Genomic DNA, 18,847 nt, shown 5'->3' with positions numbered 1-18,847 from the left:
ACTTCCCCGCCGGAAGACCAAGGTTTCCTGTCCCATGCTAATCAGGGCAGGGTGAGTCGGCCCCTAAGGCGAGGCAGAAATGCGTAGTCGATGGGAAACAGGTTAATATTCCTGTACTTATGTATATTGCGATGGAGAGACGGAGAAGGCTAGGCTAGCACGGCGATGGTTGTCCGTGTTTAAGGTGGTAGGTTGAGAGCTTAGGTAAATCCGGGCCCTCTTAAGACCGAGAACTGATGACGAGTCCTCTTTTGGACGAAGTAGTTGATGCCATGCTTCCAGGAAAAACTTCTAAGCTTCAGATATACATGAACCGTACCCCAAACCGACACAGGTGGTCAGGTAGAGAATACCAAGGCGCTTGAGAGAACTCGGGTGAAGGAACTAGGCAAAATGGCACCGTAACTTCGGGAGAAGGTGCGCCGGTTAGTGTGAAGGATTTACTCCGTAAGCATTGATCGGTCGAAGATACCAGGTGGCTGCGACTGTTTATTAAAAACACAGCACTCTGCAAACACGAAAGTGGACGTATAGGGTGTGACGCCTGCCCGGTGCTGGAAGGTTAATTGATGGGGTTAGCGTAAGCGAAGCTCTTGATCGAAGCCCCAGTAAACGGCGGCCGTAACTATAACGGTCCTAAGGTAGCGAAATTCCTTGTCGGGTAAGTTCCGACCTGCACGAATGGCGTAACGATGGCCACACTGTCTCCACCCGAGACTCAGTGAAATTGAAATCGCAGTGAAGATGCTGTGTATCCGCGGCTAGACGGAAAGACCCCGTGAACCTTTACTATAGCTTCACAGTGAACTTTGAACCTACTTGTGTAGGATAGGTGGGAGGCTTTGAAACTAGGACGCCAGTTCTAGTGGAGCCAAACTTGAAATACCACCCTGGTATGTTTGAGGTTCTAACTCAGGTCCCTTATCGGGATCGAGGACACTGTGTGGTGGGTAGTTTGACTGGGGCGGTCTCCTCCCAAAGAGTAACGGAGGAGCACGAAGGTGTGCTCAGCATGGTCGGAAATCATGCGTAGAGTGTAAAGGCAAAAGCGCGCTTAACTGCGAGACAGACACGTCGAGCAGGTACGAAAGTAGGTCTTAGTGATCCGGTGGTTCTGTATGGAAGGGCCATCGCTCAACGGATAAAAGGTACTCCGGGGATAACAGGCTGATACCGCCCAAGAGTTCACATCGACGGCGGTGTTTGGCACCTCGATGTCGGCTCATCACATCCTGGGGCTGAAGCCGGTCCCAAGGGTATGGCTGTTCGCCATTTAAAGTGGTACGCGAGCTGGGTTTAGAACGTCGTGAGACAGTTCGGTCCCTATCTGCCGTGGACGTTTGAGATTTGAGAGGAGCTGCTCCTAGTACGAGAGGACCGGAGTGGACGAACCTCTGGTGTTCCGGTTGTCACGCCAGTGGCATTGCCGGGTAGCTATGTTCGGACGGGATAACCGCTGAAAGCATCTAAGCGGGAAGCCTCCCTCAAGATGAGATCTCACTGGGACATAAGTCCCCTAAAGAGCCGTTGAAGACTACGACGTTGATAGGTTGGGTGTGTAAGTGCTGTGAGGCATTGAGCTAACCAATACTAATTGCTCGTGAGGCTTGACCATATAACACCAAAGTGGTTTTGAGTGATAAAGAGAGACTGAGAAAACTCGTAAAGAGAAGGGTCAAACGGCATCATGAAAAGATCATAGAGACACAGATTACGACAGCATCAGCAATGATGTGGCTGGTTTGATACTTGGTTATCGCTATTTCAAAAAAAGCATTGTTAAAGATTCAAGCACGTATTGGCGTGTTGTGAGTGAACCTGCTGGATTAAGCCTAACGGCTTAACACAGACACTCAGAACGAACGCAACCCGTTTGCTTGACGATCATAGAGACGTTGAACCACCTGATCCCATCCCGAACTCAGAAGTGAAAAGCGTCATCGCCGATGGTAGTGTGGCATTCGCCATGTGAGAGTAGGTCGTCGTCAAGTTTTATTTAGAAAGCCCTGATTGCTCACGCAATCAGGGCTTTTTTTCGTCTGTAGGTTGGCCTTTAGGCCAACAATAATGCCACACAGCATACCTATATCGACTAACATGATACTTTTTGTCGGGATGAATCCCGACTTACATCTCCCGTAGGTTGGCCTTTAGGCCAACAATAATGCCACACAGCATACCTGTATCGACTAACATGATACTTTTTGTCGGAATGAATCCCGACTTACATCTCTCGTAGGTTGGCTTTTAGGCCAACAATAATGCCACACAGCATACCTATATCGACTAACATGACACTTTTTTGTCGGGATGAATCCCGACTTACATCTCCTGTAGGTTGGCCTTTAGGCCAACAATAATGCCACACAGCATACCTATATCGACTAACATGATACTTTTTGTCGGGATGAATCCCGACTTACATCTCCTGTTGGGATTTATGGCGACTTCAGACCGGCAATGTGTGTGCGTAATAAGCTCCGACCTGTATTGTTCTTCAAGAGCTACCAATCAACTTATCCTAATGAGCCTCTTTTTGTCGGCATCAATGCCGACCTACCTTTCAAACCGTTACTCCAACTATTTGCTGTGCACATTCAGCCATACCGTCCAGTAAGTGTGTCTACCAGAGGCTTTAAAAAGCGTCTCTCTTTGTCTCTTTCATGGCGGCGGTATTTGAACAAGGTTACATTTATTTAGGTAACTTAAAAGTGATGCGCTTTGTTGTTTCAGATTGGCTTTCAATGACGGTCCAGTTAAAGCGATCTGCGATTTTTCGTATTAGTTTTAAACCTAAGCCAAACCCTATATTTGTACTGTTTTTATCTTTAGTAAGATTATTCGTTATTTGAATTTGCTCTGCGTTTTGCTCTATATGAATGTAGCCGCTTGTTGTATGTTGGAAGGCATTTCTAATGATATTCGTGATTAATATGATAAAGGGAGCTTCAGGAAGCCGTTGCTGGCTTTCCGTCGTCTCTAGGGTGACGATAATGTTTTTATCCTTAAGTAAGTGCGCTAGTTCGCTGATGGTCTGCTTTAATAAAGTTTCTACATCGATTGCGACTAATGGCATTGGTTCTTGATGCTCCCGATTCATCCAGAGTAAGGTTTCGGTTATCCCTTTAATTGTGTGGTTTGACCTGAACATTCTGTCTCTTATTTCTCTTTCCTTTTCTGTCGGAGAAGGGCTTATTTTATCTAAGAGTGTTATATCACTTTTAAGAGTGGCGATGGGTGTCCTGAGTTCATGGCTGGCGTAGCTAAGAAATTCTTTTTCCCTATCAAGAGCTTTGTTCATGCTCTGCATATTTGTATACAGAATATTGGCTAGAGCATTGAGTTCTTCATATTGAAAATCAGGGAGAGCATTAGATTGCTGTTCTAAAGACAGTTCACTGGCCCATTTGTATAGCTGGCTAATGGGCTTTGAGAGCATGATAAAAAGACAATAGATAAGTAAGCTATAAGTGAGAATGGCACCGAGCCCCCATAAGGCTATTTTAACCATAGGGTCGAGTTGAGTTTTACTCTCTAAGATTGATTGTCTTGTTTTAAAATCGAGAATAAGAGAAATATATCTCTGTTCACCAAGGTTGTTTGTTGTTCTCATTAGGTAATAACCTGTTTCAGGCGGTGCGAAATACCACCAATTTTGATAATGCTTTATAAAGGTTTCAAACTCCCTTGGGGGTGATGAGAAAACACTTTTGATATCATCGGGAACCAGGTTCCAACTAATAGCCACATGATAGCCAAATTGTAACTGTGTACTTTTTTCATCGACGGGCAATAAGTTAGCTGCGTGTTTCATTTGCTCAATCTTCCCCAAGTCCAGTCCTTTTAAAAAAAATTGAGTGCCTTGATAGGACAATAATAAGGACAGGCATAATGCTAGGGAGATTCCCCAGAAAAGCAGGTAGTGTTTTAGGCTATGTTTCTTTTTCATCATAAAAAGTACGAGTAGTAAGGTCTTATTTTTCTATATAAAAGCCAAAGCTAGGCGATGTTTTTAGAATGTTTTCAGAGTTATTGGTGCTGAGAATTTTTCGAATTTTGTGTATATGGACGCGTAATTTATTGCTGTCGGGTAGATCGTCACCCCACAGGTTTTGAGTCAAGCTGGCTTTTGATACAGGGTTTGGGCTGGCTCTTAATAAGATTTCTAAGAGTTTAAACGCGGTAGGCGTAAGAGTAATTTCTTGATTATGAAGGGTTCCAATACGTCGATTTAAATCGAGTTCCAATGGCCCCGCCACTAATTTAGATACCTGACCGCTACGTCGTTTGGAGAGTGCATGTAGCCTTGCTATCAGTTCTTCTATGTCAAATGGTTTAACTAGGTAGTCATCTGCCCCAGCCCTGAAGCCTTCAATTTTATTTTCTAATGTATCTCGAGCCGTTAGCATTAAGATGGGTGTGTCTATTCCGTTTCCTCTCATTTTCTCACATAGAGACAACCCATCCATCCCTTGCATATTAATATCAAGAATAATGACGTCATAATGATTCTTCTCGATCAATAATGCTCCTTCTAATCCATTTGAAGCGTAATCGCAGACGATTTTTTCACATTCTAAGTGATCGCCAATGGATAGTGCTAAATCGCGATCATCTTCAACTATTAAGACTTCTAACATAGTAAACCCTTTTCAGTACATTTTTAGCTGTTGATATCTATAGGCTTGGATCTTCTTTGATTTAAAAATAAACGTATTGAATGCGAAGAGAATTTCCAAAGTTAACGCTTTGTTAACAGCGCTGAACATAGAATACCGCAATAATAAACTTAACACTAATGATAACTAATCTCTTTATCGTTTAATGAAAGGTCAAACAGTGAACACAAACAGTAATGATTTAAATATCGATGAGCATTTAGGTACTCCTAATACGGCAACGGTAGTAAGTGAAAGTGGTGCTGTACCTGAGGCTATGGCTCTTTCAACTGATGCCGCTCAAACTGTAAGTGAACATTTACCTACGGAAAAAGTGAGTGAAATGACTATTGAGCCTATATCCAATATGGCGGCCACCGCTCCTGTTGTTTCAGGATCTGAGCTGGTAAGTGGTCCGCTTGAACAGATTATGTCTCTCATTGAAATCGGTGGCCCTGTTGTTTGGATACTTACCGCGTTATCGATATTTTCATTAAGCATTATTTTACTAAAAATCTGGCAGTTCTTTCGTTTGCGTCCAGAAAACCTTCAGAACGTCAGAGCTAGTTTACGCCATTGGGAAAAACAAGACCGCAATACGGCATTAAAGGTGCTGAATGTAAATCATCCGGTTTCCAATATCGTTCGTTACGCAATGGAAGGAGTCTCTAACCATCAAAACTCACAGAGGCTGCATGAAGAACTAAGCCGCCAAGCGAATGAGTTTATCCAAGAGTTACGGTCTTTCTTACGGCCATTAGACGTGATTGCTAGCTTGAGCCCTTTGCTGGGCTTGATGGGGACGGTTTTAGGCATGATCGTCGCCTTCCAGCAGATGGAAGCGGCGGGTAGTCAGGTTGACCCTTCTGTGCTGTCGGGTGGTATCTGGCAGGCTTTATTAACGACGGCGGCGGGCTTGGCTGTTGCTTTACCTGTTTCTACTGCTCATAGCTGGCTGGAACGTAAGGTTGAGCGAGTGAGTTACTCTATTAATGATGTTGTTACTAAAGTCTTTACTAGCTCACCAGAACTAAATATCAAAGAGATTGCAAGCATTGGAGTGAGTAATCGTGCTGCTTGAAATGCCAAAAAAACATAAACACTCCATCAGTATTACTCCCCTGATTGATGTTGTGTTTATTCTTTTATTGTTTTTTATGTTGTCTTCAACATTTAATCCAGCGAAACAAATCGAGTTAAATACCGCACCCCAAGGAAAAGCGATAAAGAGCAGCGGGATAACGCAAAAGATTCTGTTACAGGCAGAAGACAAGGTAAATATTAATGGTATCACGTATCTCTGGGGTAGCTCTGAAATGCAAAGCCAGTTGCAGACGTTTTCGACTAATGGTGACAAAGTTGTATTAGCTGCAAGAAGCGACGTCAGTGTTCAGAGTGTGATCAAGTTGATTGATCAAGTGTATGCCTCTGGAGTAAAAAATTTAAATATAAGTGAGTCCGTTACACGATGATATTAACTACATCAGAGAAAACTTCTTCATCTAGTGACAAGCTGGATGAAAGTATGGTTCCGGCCATTAATATTGTTTTTTTATTGCTGATTTTTTTTATGATCGCAGGACATATTGAATCAAGAAGTGATCAATTGGTTATACCGACGTCAAGCAGTGAAACGGATCTGGTCTTGCAAGATATCGAAATTAGAGTGATGGCAGGCGAACGTTATTATCTAAATGATGTTCAAGTAGAAGCGAAGGACCTGTTTGAACAAGTACGTCAGTTATCACCTGCATTAGAGGTCAAAATTATTTGTCGTATTCATAAAGATTTACCTGCATCTTCGATGGACCCTGTTCTTCAAGCAGTAAAAAAATTAGGTACTAAACAGCTGCTATTAGTAACGGAACAATAGTAATGATCACGATAAAGCATGCGGCCATTAGTCTGATAACCGCGGTATTGATTCATTTTGCTTTACTCGCTCCTTGGTTGTTTGCAGATAACAGTGATGGTGCTATAGCGGAAGGAGTGGATGGTTTACAGGTAAGTGTTGGCATTGCCGGCAGTTTTACTGAGATGTCGGAGAATAAAAACCTTTTAGAAGAAATGAAAGATAAGCCAGAAGTAGAGCCTGAACCCGAAGTAGAACCTGAACCAGAAGTAGAACCTGAACCCGAAGTAGAGCCTGAACCCGAAGTAGAGCCTGAACCCGAAGTAGAGCCTGAACCCGAAGTAGAGCCTGAACCCGAAGTAGAGCCTGAACCCGAAGTAGAGCCTGAACCCGAAGTAGAGCCTGAACCCGAAGTAGAGCCTGAACCCGAAGTAGAGCCTGAACCCGAAGTAAAGCCTGAACCAGAAGTAGAGCCTGAAGCAGAAGAAACAGAACTGGATGACAAACCTAGAATAATGACACCTACCGATAGTGAAACGGATGATGAGCTTGAAAAGGATAAAGAGGCCTCGGCTTCAACTACGCAAGCAACAGGGGTAGGCGATACCGTAGAAACAGGTGGTAATCCTGCCGCTAGACAAAGTTATTTAAGCCAAGTTTTAGCTCGTGTTGCTAAAGCGAAACGTTATCCACGTAGTGCCCGTCGAGACGGTGTGACAGGGACATCAACGGTTAGCTTTGTGATCCAAAGTAACGGAAGTGTTGCCGATGCTCGGATTATTACGAGTTCGGGAGATGAGCGTTTAGATAAAGAAGCTTTAGCCATGCTAATGAGGGCAAGCCCATTCCCTCGAATACCAAGAGACTTAGGTGAGAGTAATTTAGATCTGACTCTGCCTATAAAATTTTCATTAAATACAAATCGTAAGTTGTTTTAAGGAACCGTTATGTCTAATAAAAATGTCAAATCCGTATCAAGCCTTCGGCAAGTAAATAGATCTTATGGCTTATCGCCAAGTACGCTGGCACTTGCTATTTCAGGTGCTTTGATGGCGGATATGGCCATTTCCGCAGAAGCGCCTATAGTACTGGACAAGCTTGATGTAGAAGAAACCATTACACCGGATACAAACCCATATGCGGTTCCAGGATCTTCTTATTTAGCCGAGAAGCTTTCTGATCCACGCAGAACCCGTTCTTTAGCTGAAACACCTCAAACCATTACTGTACTGACCTCAGCAGAAATTGCAGACTCAGGTCGCAGTGATTTACGTGAAATCTTAGATGGGCAGCCAGGTATCACATTAGGTACAGGGGAAAATGGCAATGCTTTTGGTGATCGATATGTTATTCGTGGCCATGAAGCGCGCAGCGATATGTTTGTTGATGGATTACGCGATCCAGGCATGACGATCCGTGAAAGTTTTGCTGTTGAACAAGTTGAGATTAGTAAAGGCCCTAGTTCTAGTTTTGCTGGTAGAGGGACGACAGGTGGTGCGGTAAACTCGGCCACTAAACGAGCCAGTACAGAGTACGATTTTGGGAAGCTGTCTGCAGGTATTGGAACCGATAACTACTATCGCGGTACTTTAGATATCAATAAAGTGATCGATTATGACACCGCAGTACGTGCTAATATTTTGTTAGCCGATGAAGATGTCCCTGATCGCTCTCCTGCAGAAAGAGAGCGTAAAGGTGCCGCCTTCTCTGTTACTCATATGCCAACGGATAAACTTGAAATCACGGCTGACTACTACCATTTTGAGGGCGATGATAAGCCTGATTTAGGGACTTACATTGATCGTACAACCGGTATTCCGGTGAAAAGCACACCTGTGTATCTTCAAAAAGAAGATTTCTTAACGTCACAGGTGGATACGGCAACGGTTCGAGTAGGGTACGAAATTAGTCCTAGGACCCGCCTTGTAAACTTGACTCGTTATGGTACGACAGACAATGGTTACCTCCTTACTGGTGCCTCTGGCACAACGGGCTACGCAACGGAAGATGATGCCATTAACGGAGTGAATGGGTATGCCTCAACAGGATTAAGTACTCACCAAGGCTGGCAAGAAGTGGAGTCGTTTGCAAACCAATTGAATATTTTGAGTAACCAGCAGATTGGTGGTCTTAATCATGAGTTGGTATTTGGTTTTGAATACAGTGATCAACGCGTATTAAACGGCGTCTATGACAACTCAACAAATGGAGATACTAACTGCTATACCGCTGGGCGTCGTGGTGTGGGTGCGAGCCATTGTATAATAGATGAAAGTGGTAATACGGTTTCCGATCTTAACTCCGTATTGGGAAGAGAGTATGGAAAAGGCGATTCTGACTCTGATTGGAATGTAAAAACGGTTTCTCTCTCAGCCATGGACACAGTTGATCTAAATGATAAATGGACGGCATTTGGTGGCTTGCGCTACGACTTCTACGATTATAAAACCATTGCTAGATCCGTTACCTATGAAGATAGAGATGGTTTCCTAAATGGCCATGTGGGAGCGAGCTTTAAGATCAATGAGAAAGCCAATGTTTATGCTAGCTACTCTACCGCAACCAATATCAATGGTGGTGAATCTGATGTCGGTACCAGCTGTGGATACGGTGGTATTTGTGTCGATGGCGATGATCCAGACTTAGGAACTCCAGAAAAAACCGATAGCTGGGAGCTCGGAACTAAATGGCGCTTTAATGACGATAAGTTACTTGCTACTGCGGCACTGTTCCGTATTACAAAAAATGATGTAATGGAGTCTCCTTCAGGTGATTCATACAGCACCTTAGGGTCTTTGAATACAGGGCAGAACCAAGTAGACGGTGTTGAAGTTGGATTGGCGGGTAATTTAACAAATAAATTAAGTGCTCAAGTTGGTTTTACCGTAATGGATGCGGAAGTCACAAAATCGATCGTCCCAGAAAATGTGGGTAAAACATTAGGTAATTTTGCGGATAAGTCGGCTTCTTTACACCTTCGTTATCAGGCAACGCCTAAATTTGCGTTTGGTGGTACGGCGACGTATGAAAGTGTTCGTTATGTAGGACAACCTGATAGCGCCGCGGGAGATTTAGCTGTTCCTTCTTATACTGTACTTGATGCTTTTGCATCTTACCAAGTGAGTCGTGACATGCTAGTGCGTATGAATGTTGGTAATGTCTTAAATGAAGATTACTACTTAGCCGCTTACCGTTCTGGTTCCTTCACATATATCGGTGACAAAAGAAATGTACAGTTGACGATGGACTATAGCTTCTAAGCTCGATTTCCTTTGTTCCCTAGGAAGGGACTTGGTCACTGCACTTTGATACAAACATCTGCTTTTTTGAGTGACACTCAAGGAAGTGGATGTTTTGTCTTGAGGGGCATGATGAGCGACCATCAACTTGAGTTTGGATAGTGAAAATCAAGCAGGTAATATGCAATTAGATCAGAAAATCTATCCGCCGTTAAACCATATTCCGGCGGATATTGTACGAGCTAACGATTATGAAAGGGTCGCTGCGAATTTTATTCCGCCGGATCGACTGGCTTATGTTGATGGCGGTAGCGGTCACAATGTTACTTTGAGAGCGAACGTGGATGCGTTTACAAAATATTCAATTCTTCCTCGTTCTTTGAAGGATCTGAGCGAGGCTCATACGCAAATTCAACTTCTGTCACAGACTTATAGTCATCCTATTTTCTTAGCCCCGGTAGCCCATCAAAAACTCGTTCATCCCCGCGCTGAAATTGCTACAGCGGAAGCGGCCGCGGCGACAGACACATGTATGGTTGCGAGTACTTTATCCTCCTTTTCACTGGAAGATATTGCTAGAAATACGCATTCTCAAAGCTGGTTCCAGCTTTACTTTCAAGCGAAAGAAGCAGATACCCATGCTTTGTTACAACGGGCAATCCGAGCAGGTTATCAGGCCATTGTGTTAACCATTGATGCGTCTATTCAAGTACCAAGTGACAGTGCTTTAAAGGCTAACTTTACTTTCCCTGATGATATGCAAGCGGCCAATATCATTCATCAATCCTCATCGCTCACACCTGCTGCAGCCTCAACGAATCACAAGTCTATTTTTTTGCGATACATGCAAACCGCTGCAACAAAAGAGCGAGTGCAGAAATTACTTTCAGTAAGCACCATTCCTGTATTTATTAAAGGCGTAATGAGTGATGAAGATGCGTTGTTGTATCAGTCTTTAGGGGCGGCTGGAATGATTGTATCCAATCATGGAGGGCGTACATTAGATGGTGTTCCTGCCTGCCTTACCGTGTTATCCCAGCTGCGTAATGCCGTAGGTAAGGATTATCCTTTGCTATTCGACAGCGGCATCCGTTCAGGTGCTGATATTTTTAAAGCCATTGCTTTAGGGGCAGATGCTGTATTGATTGGGCGTTTACAAGTGTATGCATTGAGTGTTGCCGGCGCTTTAGGGGTCGCCCATATGATGAAGTTGCTTAAAGAAGAGCTCGCGCTTTGTATGGCCATAGCAGGATGTGCCAGCATAGAAGACATAAAACACTCGAAACTACACAGAAATACGGAGAGACAGTGAGATGTTACTGACCATTCCAAATGTATTATCCTCAGATGAAGTCATCCAAATAAGAGATTATCTTGATAAAGCGGATTGGCAAGAGGGGACTAATACGGCAGGCTCAATTGCTCGAAATGTGAAGCAAAATCATCAACTGGATGATACAAAAGAGCCTGCAATCAGTCTTGGAAACCACCTATTACGAGCATTATCCCAACATCCAGCGTTCATTTCAGCGGCCTTGCCGGACAAAATCTATCCACCAAAATTTAACCGTTACAAGGAGTCAGAGACCTACGGTGCCCATGTGGATGGTTCTTTAATGCAGTTGCCTAATAGTCATAAAACTTTGCGTACCGACCTGTCTGCCACGTTGTTTCTAGCCGATCCGGATGAATATGAGGGCGGTGAGTTAACGATTGCAACGCAATATGGTACGCAAAGTGTCAAGTTAGCAGCGGGCGATTTAGTGCTTTATCCGTCAACCAGCTTACATCAAGTAGCCCCTGTGACGAAAGGAACCCGATTAGCGTCCTTTTTTTGGATTCAAAGTATGGTACGGGACAGCCAGCAGCGTGAAATTTTGTTTGAGTTAGACCAATCAGTACAGAGGTTGACGGGAGAGCTTGGGGCAAACCACCATGATGTCGTTCATCTAAGTGGGATCTATCATAATTTGATTCGTCAGTGGGCCCAGCCCTCTTAAACGTATGTACTTATTTATAATTTTTAGAGGTGTATTGAAGTGAAAATTCTATCTTATGTTAGCTGTGCGGCGATGGCTCTATTAGGTTTATCTGAGGTGGTTTCGGCCTCAGAGCTGGTGGTCTATTCTTCCCGTAACGCCAGTTATATCAAACCTTTGTTTGATGATTATTCTAGAGAAACAGGCGTGCCTGTGCGTTACCTAGTTGCCCCTGGGCCTACGTTAATCTCACGTTTAAGTGTTGAAGGCGAGGCTAGCCCTGCCGATCTGTTTCTAACTACGGGGGCCGCGAATCTCTGGTCCGCTTCTCAAAAAGGCTTATTGTCACCTGTACAGTCTCGTACTTTAGATAAAAACATTCCTGATTATTTAAAATCCAGTAAAAATGATTGGTTTGCTTTTTCTAAAAGGGCTCGCACCATTCTTTATAACCCTGACAAGGTTTCTGCTGGTGATCTGCAGGGGTATGCCGATTTAGCGCAATCGAAATGGCAGGGTAAGTTGTGTTTGAGATCGTTAAATGACGAATACAGTCAGTCACTTGTCGCTATGCTGATTCAAAAGGAAGGAGCAGAGAAAACTGAACAGATTTTAAATGGTTGGGTGAATAATCTTGCCTTGGCGCCATTAGATGATGATATGAAGATAGCGGCTGCAATCAACCAAGGGTTGTGTGACGTGGGGATTATTAATAGCTATTATTTCGCCAGGTTTAAACGAGAACAGCCAAATTCTAAACTAAAATTATTTTGGGCTGATCAGGATGCTGATGGGGTCCACATAGATATAACAGGAGTGGCCGTCACGGCCAGTTCAGACAATAAAACCGCCGCGCTTGATTTACTTGAATGGTTAACGATCAAACAAACTCAGGTGTTGTTTGCAAAGTTAAGTATGGAATACCCGGCTAATGAAAAAGTATATCCAGCACGAGAAGTGGCTAAGTGGGGCAAGTTTAAAGAAGACTCTACTGCCCTTGAAAACTTAGGTGTCTTCCATCAAGACGCATTAGCATTGATTAAAAAGAATCAATATAAGTAGGCATTTAAGTAATATGGTTTGTTGGTGATTTTGTGTGTGGTGTGTTTTATTGTGTATTCACTTTGTGAATATTGAATATATCATTTAAAAATGGTTATATGGTTTTTTTATTTATAAAGGCTGTACTCCGTGACCACACACAACCACTTTCATTTACTTGAGAAATATCGCACAAATGAAAGCACGATTAATGATTTACTCTCCTCCATTCTCACCAGTCTAGATGGTGAATTGCTACTCGATAATGTTGAGCTGCAACAAGAAACCATAAAACGTTTAACAAAGTCGTATCCTTTTGTTGAGCTGTTATATTGTTTAGATGTAAATGGTATTCAGCAAAAAGAAACCATTTTCAGTTCTACGGTAAGTAATCGACGTATTCGTAAATTAGGCAAGGGCAGTGATAGAAGTCATAGGCCCTATTTCCAGTTAGCTAAAAGTAGTGATCGCTCTGTAGTTGTAACCCAGCCATATTTATCTTCAGCAACCTACAAGTTATCCGTATCATCAGTACAGCATTTTATTGATAAAGACGGCGGTGACATTGGTTATCTAGTGATTAATTTCAATCTGGTACGGCTGATCTCCTATTTATTGGGAGATGAGAGGAGGGCGCGTTTGCATCCTCTTTTTCAAAGTATCTACGGGATGATCGGAGGCTCTTTGATCTTGGTTTCGCTCTGGTTGTTATCTTCTGCTTTCTGGTCACTTTTCGAGAGTTTTTCACTGATTAATAACACCATTTCCAGCTCATTTGGTGTGGTGGTTATGATTACGTTAGGGCTCGCTGTGTTTGACCTGGGGAAGACTATTTTGGAGGAAGAGGTGTTGTTTAGTAAGGACATTAATCACTACAATTCGACCCGCAGAACCTTAATGCGGTTTATGTCGGCCATCATTATCGCAGTCTCTATTGAAGCGCTATTATTAATGTTTAAATCGGTTTTGAGTGCCAACATTACCCAGTTGATGAATGGGGTTTGGATGCTCTGGTCTGGCGTGGGGTTATTAGCGGGTCTGGGACTGTATTTAAAACTCAGTCGAGATACCAAAGACCTGCAACATTTTGAATAAAGAGCGCCTCGATATGACCATTTTTTCCATAATGTGTACCTTGATATCTAACAAGTAGCAGCTATTAAGAAGAGACAACATATTGTATTGGGATCCAAAGTAATGTCTGAATTATTGAAAAACCTAGAATGGCGTTATGCAACTAAACAGATGGATGCGTCTCGTCCAGCTGAGCAAGAAAAAATTGATCGCATTCTGGAAGCCATTCGTTTAACGGCAACATCAAGTGGATTACAACCATATGAAGTGATCGTCGTGAAGAATGCAGAGTTAAAAGAGCAGATCAAACCTCATGCTTGGAATCAAAGCCAGATCACCGATTGTTCACATTTATTGGTGTTTGCGGCATGGGATAACTACACGGAAGAGCGAGTCAATATGATGTTTGACTTGGTAAATGAAGAGCGAGGTTTTGTAAATGAGGGATGGGAAAATTATCGTCAAATGATTTTAGGCCTGTACCCTAAACGTGATGCGGAAGTAAACTATCAGCATGCGGCACGTCAGGCTTATATTGGTTTGGGTACGGCTTTAATTGCGGCGGCTGAAGAAAAGGTGGATTGCACCCCAATGGAAGGTTTTGTGCCTGAAGAAGTGGACACTATCTTAGGCTTAAAAGAGCGCGGCTTACGCTCAGTGATATTGCTACCAATTGGCTACCGTGCAGACGCGGGTGACTGGCTAGTGGACCTGAAAAAAGTTCGTCGTTCAAAAGAGAATTTCATTACTGAAATGAACTAGTCTTTTGTATGAAATAATGAAAAGCCTATGGCTTTAAATAGACCCCAATAGTTGGACATTCCCGTTATTGGGGTTTTTTATCTTAGCTATGGGAGTCATACCAAGCGGTAAGCATTTTCATGACTTGATGTGAATCCGAAGGCGTAGCGGAAGGTCTCTGTAAGGAAGTATGCCCTTGCTCTAGTGCGTCACGTACCTGCCTTACTTGGTATAAAAAACCATTGCCATCTGCGGTCACGTCCAGGTTTTTGCCCTCTTGTTCATATTGGGTAACTCTTAGAGTATTGTGATTGCCTTCTGGTAACCAAGGGTTAGATAACAGTTCAATACGTCCGGTTTCCCCTAAAATAGTAAAGCTGGCGTGTAGCCCATAGGTTTCTGCTGTATATACTTGAGCAATAATTGGCTGTTGTGTGTCTAGGTTAACAAATCGAAATTGGGCCGAAGACTCACAAATATTTCCGTCAGTGCCTCGAACGCCAGTTGCTGAGACATGAAAATCATTAAAAATGTGGTTACCAAAAGACTCTTGCAGCAGCAATTGTATTAAAGACACAGGGTAACAGCCTAAATTAAATAAGGCCCCTTTACTTTGAGGGTTAACAAATTCAGCGATTGGCGCGCAATACTGAGCGTGAATGGAGCGTATATTACCAATTACGTTGTGGTGAATGTGTTGCCTGATGGTGTTGATGAAAGGATGAGATAGGTACATTAACCCTTCGACAAAAAACACCTTGTTGTCGGCCACGGCGGTGAGTGCTTGTTCTGTTTTTTTCATATCGATCGATAAGGATTTTTCACAGAGTATGGCTTTACCTGCATTGGCCGCTTTTATAATAAACTCATGGTGTAAATGGTTAGGTAAAGCGATATAGATAATATCGACATTGCTGTTATTGATCAGAGCATCATAGTCTTGGTAAACGTGGTCGATGTGGTATTTTTTAGCGAACTCAGCTAAAGGTTCTACTGAGCGACCGGCAACGGCGTAGAGGCACGTTTGCCCTTCTTGAATAATGGCATCGGCCATCACATCAGAGATAAAGCTGGTTCCAATAATCCCCCAATTCAATATTTTATTCATACTAACTTCTCCAGCTCAGAATGTTGCAATTCAAACGCCTGGACTAAGTCCGCTATTTCAGAGGCCATAAAATCTTGGGTGTGCTGAGCTTGAAAGTGAGCCTCAAAGGCCGTGTTGTCATTGTATCTTTCCCATAAAATAAAACGGTATGGGTCTTCCTTATCTTGTAATGGCAGTGCCATAGAGCAACCTGGCTCTGTTTCCATGGCGTGACAATATGCGTTCAGAGCTGAGATGGCATGACTAAGCTCTTTGTCCGGCTTGATACGGAGTTCTGCGGTAATAAATAGACCTGATTGCAACATTCGATCATCCAAATAAATTAACAAAATTATATAATTCAGTAATCTAATTGACTCCTTTGAGTTAATAAATGAGTATCTGATTGATTGTTTATAAACTGTGGGTTGCTAATGTTAGATAAATTAAAAAGTATGCAAATATTTGTGCATGTGGTGCAAAGTGAGAGCTTTACAAAAGCAGCGGTTGATTTTTCGATTAGTCCAACCATGATAGGTAAGCACATCAAGTTTTTAGAACAGCATTTAGGGACTCGATTGCTGCATCGGACAACCCGACGCTATTCTTTAAGTGACGCGGGACAACTATATTACTTAGAATGTCTGAGAATTTTGGAGCATATCTCCGAAGCGGAAAATAATATTCAAACGTATGCAGGAAGGCCCAAAGGGACGGTACGAATCAATTGCCCAGTGACCTTTGGGAGTATTATTCTCGCTCCTATTATTACGGATTTTTTAAACTCGAATGACGACATTAATATTGATTTAGTACTCGACAATAATTTAATTGATCCGTTGCATGATCACTTTGATCTAGTCATTCGAATTGGGGAACTTGCGGATTCTGAATTAATTGCCCGTCCCATCGGAGAATATGAAATGATTTTTTGTGCCTCTCCAGACTATCTTGAGAAAAACACGATTCCTGACACCTTAGAGAGCCTCATGAATCATTCGTGTTTAGGTTTTCGTTACGGTGATATACAAGCTCATCGAGCACTAGGAATTGATTCCGTTGCTTTTAATAAACAACACGTCCGTCTCGCCTCTAATAGTGGCCAAGTACTGAAAACGGCCGCCATCAAACACACAGGAATCCTGTTACAACCAAGGATGCTAGTAAAGGATGCGCTTGAAAATGGCCTTCTGGTTGAAATTCTACAGGAGTATGCCCCGACGCCTATGGGTGTGAACCTCTTGTATAAAACCAAGAAGTTACCGTTGAAAACTCGAATGGTTATTGAGTATCTATTGGCAACAATAAAACGCTAGGAGGTTTTTTCTTGTAAAAGATAAGCGTGATATTGAATTTTCTCCCGCTCAAAAAAAGACCGGCCTAAGCCGGTCAATTCATGGGAGAGTTACTTAAAGAGGGTGTTTACTCCCAAGAGCGGATAAGCTCATCGTATGCCACTGTGACACCTTGTGGTTTTTCATTGGCCAGTTTCGCTTTTGGCGAACCTGGTTGTGCTAACCAGTAAGCTTCGTCACGAGGTTCATTCAATTTCGGACCACATAATGGCTGTACATTTGCACGTTCAAGACGACCCATTACTTTATCTTGGGCGGCCGCTAAACCATTAAGCGCTTCTTGTGGTGTTGCTTCACCACTTGCGGCTTGTGAAATGTATTGCCACCAAAGCTGAGCCAGTTTTGGATAATCTGGAACGTTAATACCAGTCGGAGACCATTCTTTACGAGCCGGCCCTTTATAGAACTCAACTAAGCCACCTAGTTTTGGTGCCGCGGCTTGCATTTCAGGAGAGTTGATATCTGATTCACGAATTGGCGTTAGACCAACTAAGGTTTTTTTCAAAGAAACCGTTTTAGAGGTAGTAAACTGAGCATACAACCAAGCGGCTAGACGACGGTCATCAGGCGTCGAGTTCATGAATGTCCAAGCGCCAACATCTTGATAGCCTTTTTTCATACCTTCTTCCCAATATGGTCCTACAGGAGAAGGGGCCATACGCCATTTAGGGGTACCGTCCGCATTTACTACTGGTAATCCCTCTTTTGTCATATCGGCCGTAAATGCCGTGTACCAAAAGATTTGCTGAGCAATACTTCCTTGAGCAGGTACAGGACCAGACTCTGAGAATGTCATGCCTTGAGCTTCTGGAGGTGCATATTTACTTAACCAGTTGACGTATTTTGTTGTCGCATACACGGCTGCTGGACCGTTAGTCGCGCCACCACGAGACACACTAGAACCTACAGGTGAGCAGGCATCTTTAATACGAATACCCCATTCATCAACAGGTAAACCATTTGGTAGCCCTTTATCACCCGCCCCCGCCATTGAGAACCAAGCATCAGTAAAGCGCCATCCTAGAGACGGATCTTTTTTACCATAATCCATGTGGCCGTAAACTGGCTCACCATCGATTGTTTTTACTTTATCGGTAAAGAATTCAGCAATATCTTCATAGGCGGACCAGTTAACCGGAACCCCTAGGTCATAGCCATAAATAGATTTGAATTTTGCTTTTAGGTCTTCACGTGCAAACCAATCGGCCCGAAACCAGTAAAGGTTCGCAAATTGTTGGGTTGGTAATTGATAAAGCTTTCCATCTGGCCCCGTGGTGAAATCTAAACCAATAAAGTCAGCAAGATCCAATGTTGGTAAGGTATAGTCTTGGCCATCACCTTCCATCATGTCAGAAATAGGGACTACTTTACCGTAACGGAAGTGAGTACCGATTAGGTCGGAGTCATTGACGTACGCATCGTAGATATTACGGCCAGATTGCATTTGAGTTTGCAGTTTTTCAACCACATCCCCTTCCTGAATTAGGTCATGATTCACTTTAATGCCGGTAATTTCCTCAAACGCTTTTGCTAACGTTTGCGATTCATATTGGTGTGTTGTTAACGTTTCTGATGCAACGTTAATTTCCATGCCGCGAAACTTCTTAGCAGCTTCCGTAAACCATTGCATTTCAGTAATTTGCTGTTCTTTGGTCAATGTCGAAACAGAAAACTCAGAATCGACCCATTTTTGAGCAGCATCAGAGTATGCGTCAGCCCAAAGGGAAGCCGAGTGTAGCATGACGGCAAAGGGTAAGGCTGCTAGTGCAAGTTTTTTCTTATTGTAGTGCATATTTTACCTCAACAAAGTTTAGTTTTTTG

Annotated in this window: 16 protein-coding genes and 2 rRNA genes; 13 read left to right on the top strand and 5 right to left on the bottom strand. The window is 43.1% G+C overall.

The genetic code is table 11. The features are described from left to right. Positions 1-1,615 (top strand): 23S ribosomal RNA (locus tag O1D97_RS19510); the annotation flags it as partial. Positions 1,616-1,876: 261 nt separating this feature from the next. Further along, positions 1,877-1,991: ribosomal RNA gene (rrf, locus tag O1D97_RS19505) — 5S ribosomal RNA — on the top strand. A 701-nt stretch (positions 1,992-2,692) separates the two neighbouring features. Here the strand turns inward: rrf and O1D97_RS19500 are convergent. Further along, complete coding sequence (locus tag O1D97_RS19500; protein ID WP_269127890.1) at positions 2,693-3,814, bottom strand: sensor histidine kinase; 1,122 nt, start codon at positions 3,812-3,814, stop codon at positions 2,693-2,695. A 160-nt stretch (positions 3,815-3,974) separates the two neighbouring features. Next, positions 3,975-4,640, bottom strand: a complete 666-nt coding sequence (locus tag O1D97_RS19495; RefSeq protein ID WP_269127889.1) for a response regulator transcription factor — start codon at positions 4,638-4,640, stop codon at positions 3,975-3,977. 199 nt (positions 4,641-4,839) lie between these two features. Between O1D97_RS19495 and O1D97_RS19490 the strand changes: the two genes are divergently transcribed. The 10 genes from O1D97_RS19490 (at position 4,840) to O1D97_RS19445 (ending at position 14,605) form a co-directional block, all read left to right on the top strand. Continuing rightward, positions 4,840-5,739, top strand: a complete 900-nt coding sequence (locus tag O1D97_RS19490; protein ID WP_269127888.1) for a MotA/TolQ/ExbB proton channel family protein — start codon at positions 4,840-4,842, stop codon at positions 5,737-5,739. Next, entirely contained in the window at positions 5,729-6,130 is a 402-nt protein-coding gene (locus tag O1D97_RS19485) for an ExbD/TolR family protein (RefSeq protein WP_269127887.1), read from the top strand. Before O1D97_RS19490 ends, O1D97_RS19485 begins: the two co-directional genes overlap by 11 nt. Continuing rightward, positions 6,127-6,531, top strand: a complete 405-nt coding sequence (locus tag O1D97_RS19480) for an ExbD/TolR family protein (RefSeq protein ID WP_269127886.1) — start codon at positions 6,127-6,129, stop codon at positions 6,529-6,531. Before O1D97_RS19485 ends, O1D97_RS19480 begins: the two co-directional genes overlap by 4 nt. Before the next feature lie 2 nt (positions 6,532-6,533). Next, complete coding sequence (locus O1D97_RS19475; RefSeq protein WP_269127885.1) at positions 6,534-7,448, top strand: energy transducer TonB; 915 nt, start codon at positions 6,534-6,536, stop codon at positions 7,446-7,448. 9 nt (positions 7,449-7,457) lie between these two features. After that, positions 7,458-9,770, top strand: a complete 2,313-nt coding sequence (locus O1D97_RS19470; RefSeq protein WP_269127884.1) for a TonB-dependent receptor — start codon at positions 7,458-7,460, stop codon at positions 9,768-9,770. A 127-nt stretch (positions 9,771-9,897) separates the two neighbouring features. Next, positions 9,898-11,061 carry an alpha-hydroxy acid oxidase gene (locus O1D97_RS19465; RefSeq protein WP_269127883.1) on the top strand — a complete coding sequence of 388 codons (1,164 nt, stop codon included), beginning with the start codon at positions 9,898-9,900 and terminating at the stop codon, positions 11,059-11,061. A 1-nt stretch (position 11,062) separates the two neighbouring features. Further along, entirely contained in the window at positions 11,063-11,749 is a 687-nt protein-coding gene (locus O1D97_RS19460) for a Fe2+-dependent dioxygenase (protein WP_269127882.1), read from the top strand. A 39-nt stretch (positions 11,750-11,788) separates the two neighbouring features. Then, a complete protein-coding gene (locus O1D97_RS19455) occupies positions 11,789-12,790 on the top strand; it encodes an extracellular solute-binding protein (RefSeq protein ID WP_269127881.1) in 1,002 nt (333 codons plus the stop codon). 129 nt (positions 12,791-12,919) lie between these two features. Continuing rightward, complete coding sequence (locus O1D97_RS19450; RefSeq protein WP_269127880.1) at positions 12,920-13,864, top strand: PDC sensor domain-containing protein; 945 nt, start codon at positions 12,920-12,922, stop codon at positions 13,862-13,864. A gap of 102 nt (positions 13,865-13,966) precedes the next feature. Beyond that, positions 13,967-14,605 carry an NAD(P)H-dependent oxidoreductase gene (locus O1D97_RS19445; protein WP_269127879.1) on the top strand — a complete coding sequence of 213 codons (639 nt, stop codon included), beginning with the start codon at positions 13,967-13,969 and terminating at the stop codon, positions 14,603-14,605. An 82-nt stretch (positions 14,606-14,687) separates the two neighbouring features. On the opposite strand, the gene O1D97_RS19440 is transcribed toward O1D97_RS19445, so the two are convergent. Together O1D97_RS19440 and O1D97_RS19435 are read right to left on the bottom strand one after the other, a co-directional pair. After that, the gene (locus O1D97_RS19440; protein ID WP_269127878.1) at positions 14,688-15,692 is read right to left on the bottom strand and encodes a Gfo/Idh/MocA family protein; all 1,005 of its coding nucleotides are present in this window, start codon (positions 15,690-15,692) and stop codon (positions 14,688-14,690) included. After that, positions 15,689-15,997, bottom strand: coding sequence for a putative quinol monooxygenase (locus O1D97_RS19435; RefSeq protein WP_269127877.1), 309 nt, complete (start codon positions 15,995-15,997; stop codon positions 15,689-15,691). The genes O1D97_RS19440 and O1D97_RS19435 overlap by 4 nt, the downstream gene beginning before the upstream one ends. A 108-nt stretch (positions 15,998-16,105) precedes the next feature. On the opposite strand from O1D97_RS19435, the gene O1D97_RS19430 reads away from it, so the two are divergent. Then, positions 16,106-16,987, top strand: coding sequence for a LysR family transcriptional regulator (locus O1D97_RS19430; protein WP_269127876.1), 882 nt, complete (start codon positions 16,106-16,108; stop codon positions 16,985-16,987). Positions 16,988-17,093: 106 nt separating this feature from the next. Here O1D97_RS19430 and O1D97_RS19425 read toward each other — a convergent pair whose 3' ends face one another. Next, complete coding sequence (locus O1D97_RS19425) at positions 17,094-18,818, bottom strand: ABC transporter substrate-binding protein (RefSeq protein ID WP_269127875.1); 1,725 nt, start codon at positions 18,816-18,818, stop codon at positions 17,094-17,096. Between the last annotated feature and the right edge of the window lie 29 nt (positions 18,819-18,847).

Origin of the sequence: Marinomonas phaeophyticola (assembly GCF_026966905.1) — a bacterium.
Classification (GTDB): Bacteria; Pseudomonadota; Gammaproteobacteria; order Pseudomonadales; family Marinomonadaceae; genus Marinomonas; species Marinomonas phaeophyticola.
This window is presented reverse-complemented; position numbering and strand designations above follow the sequence as displayed.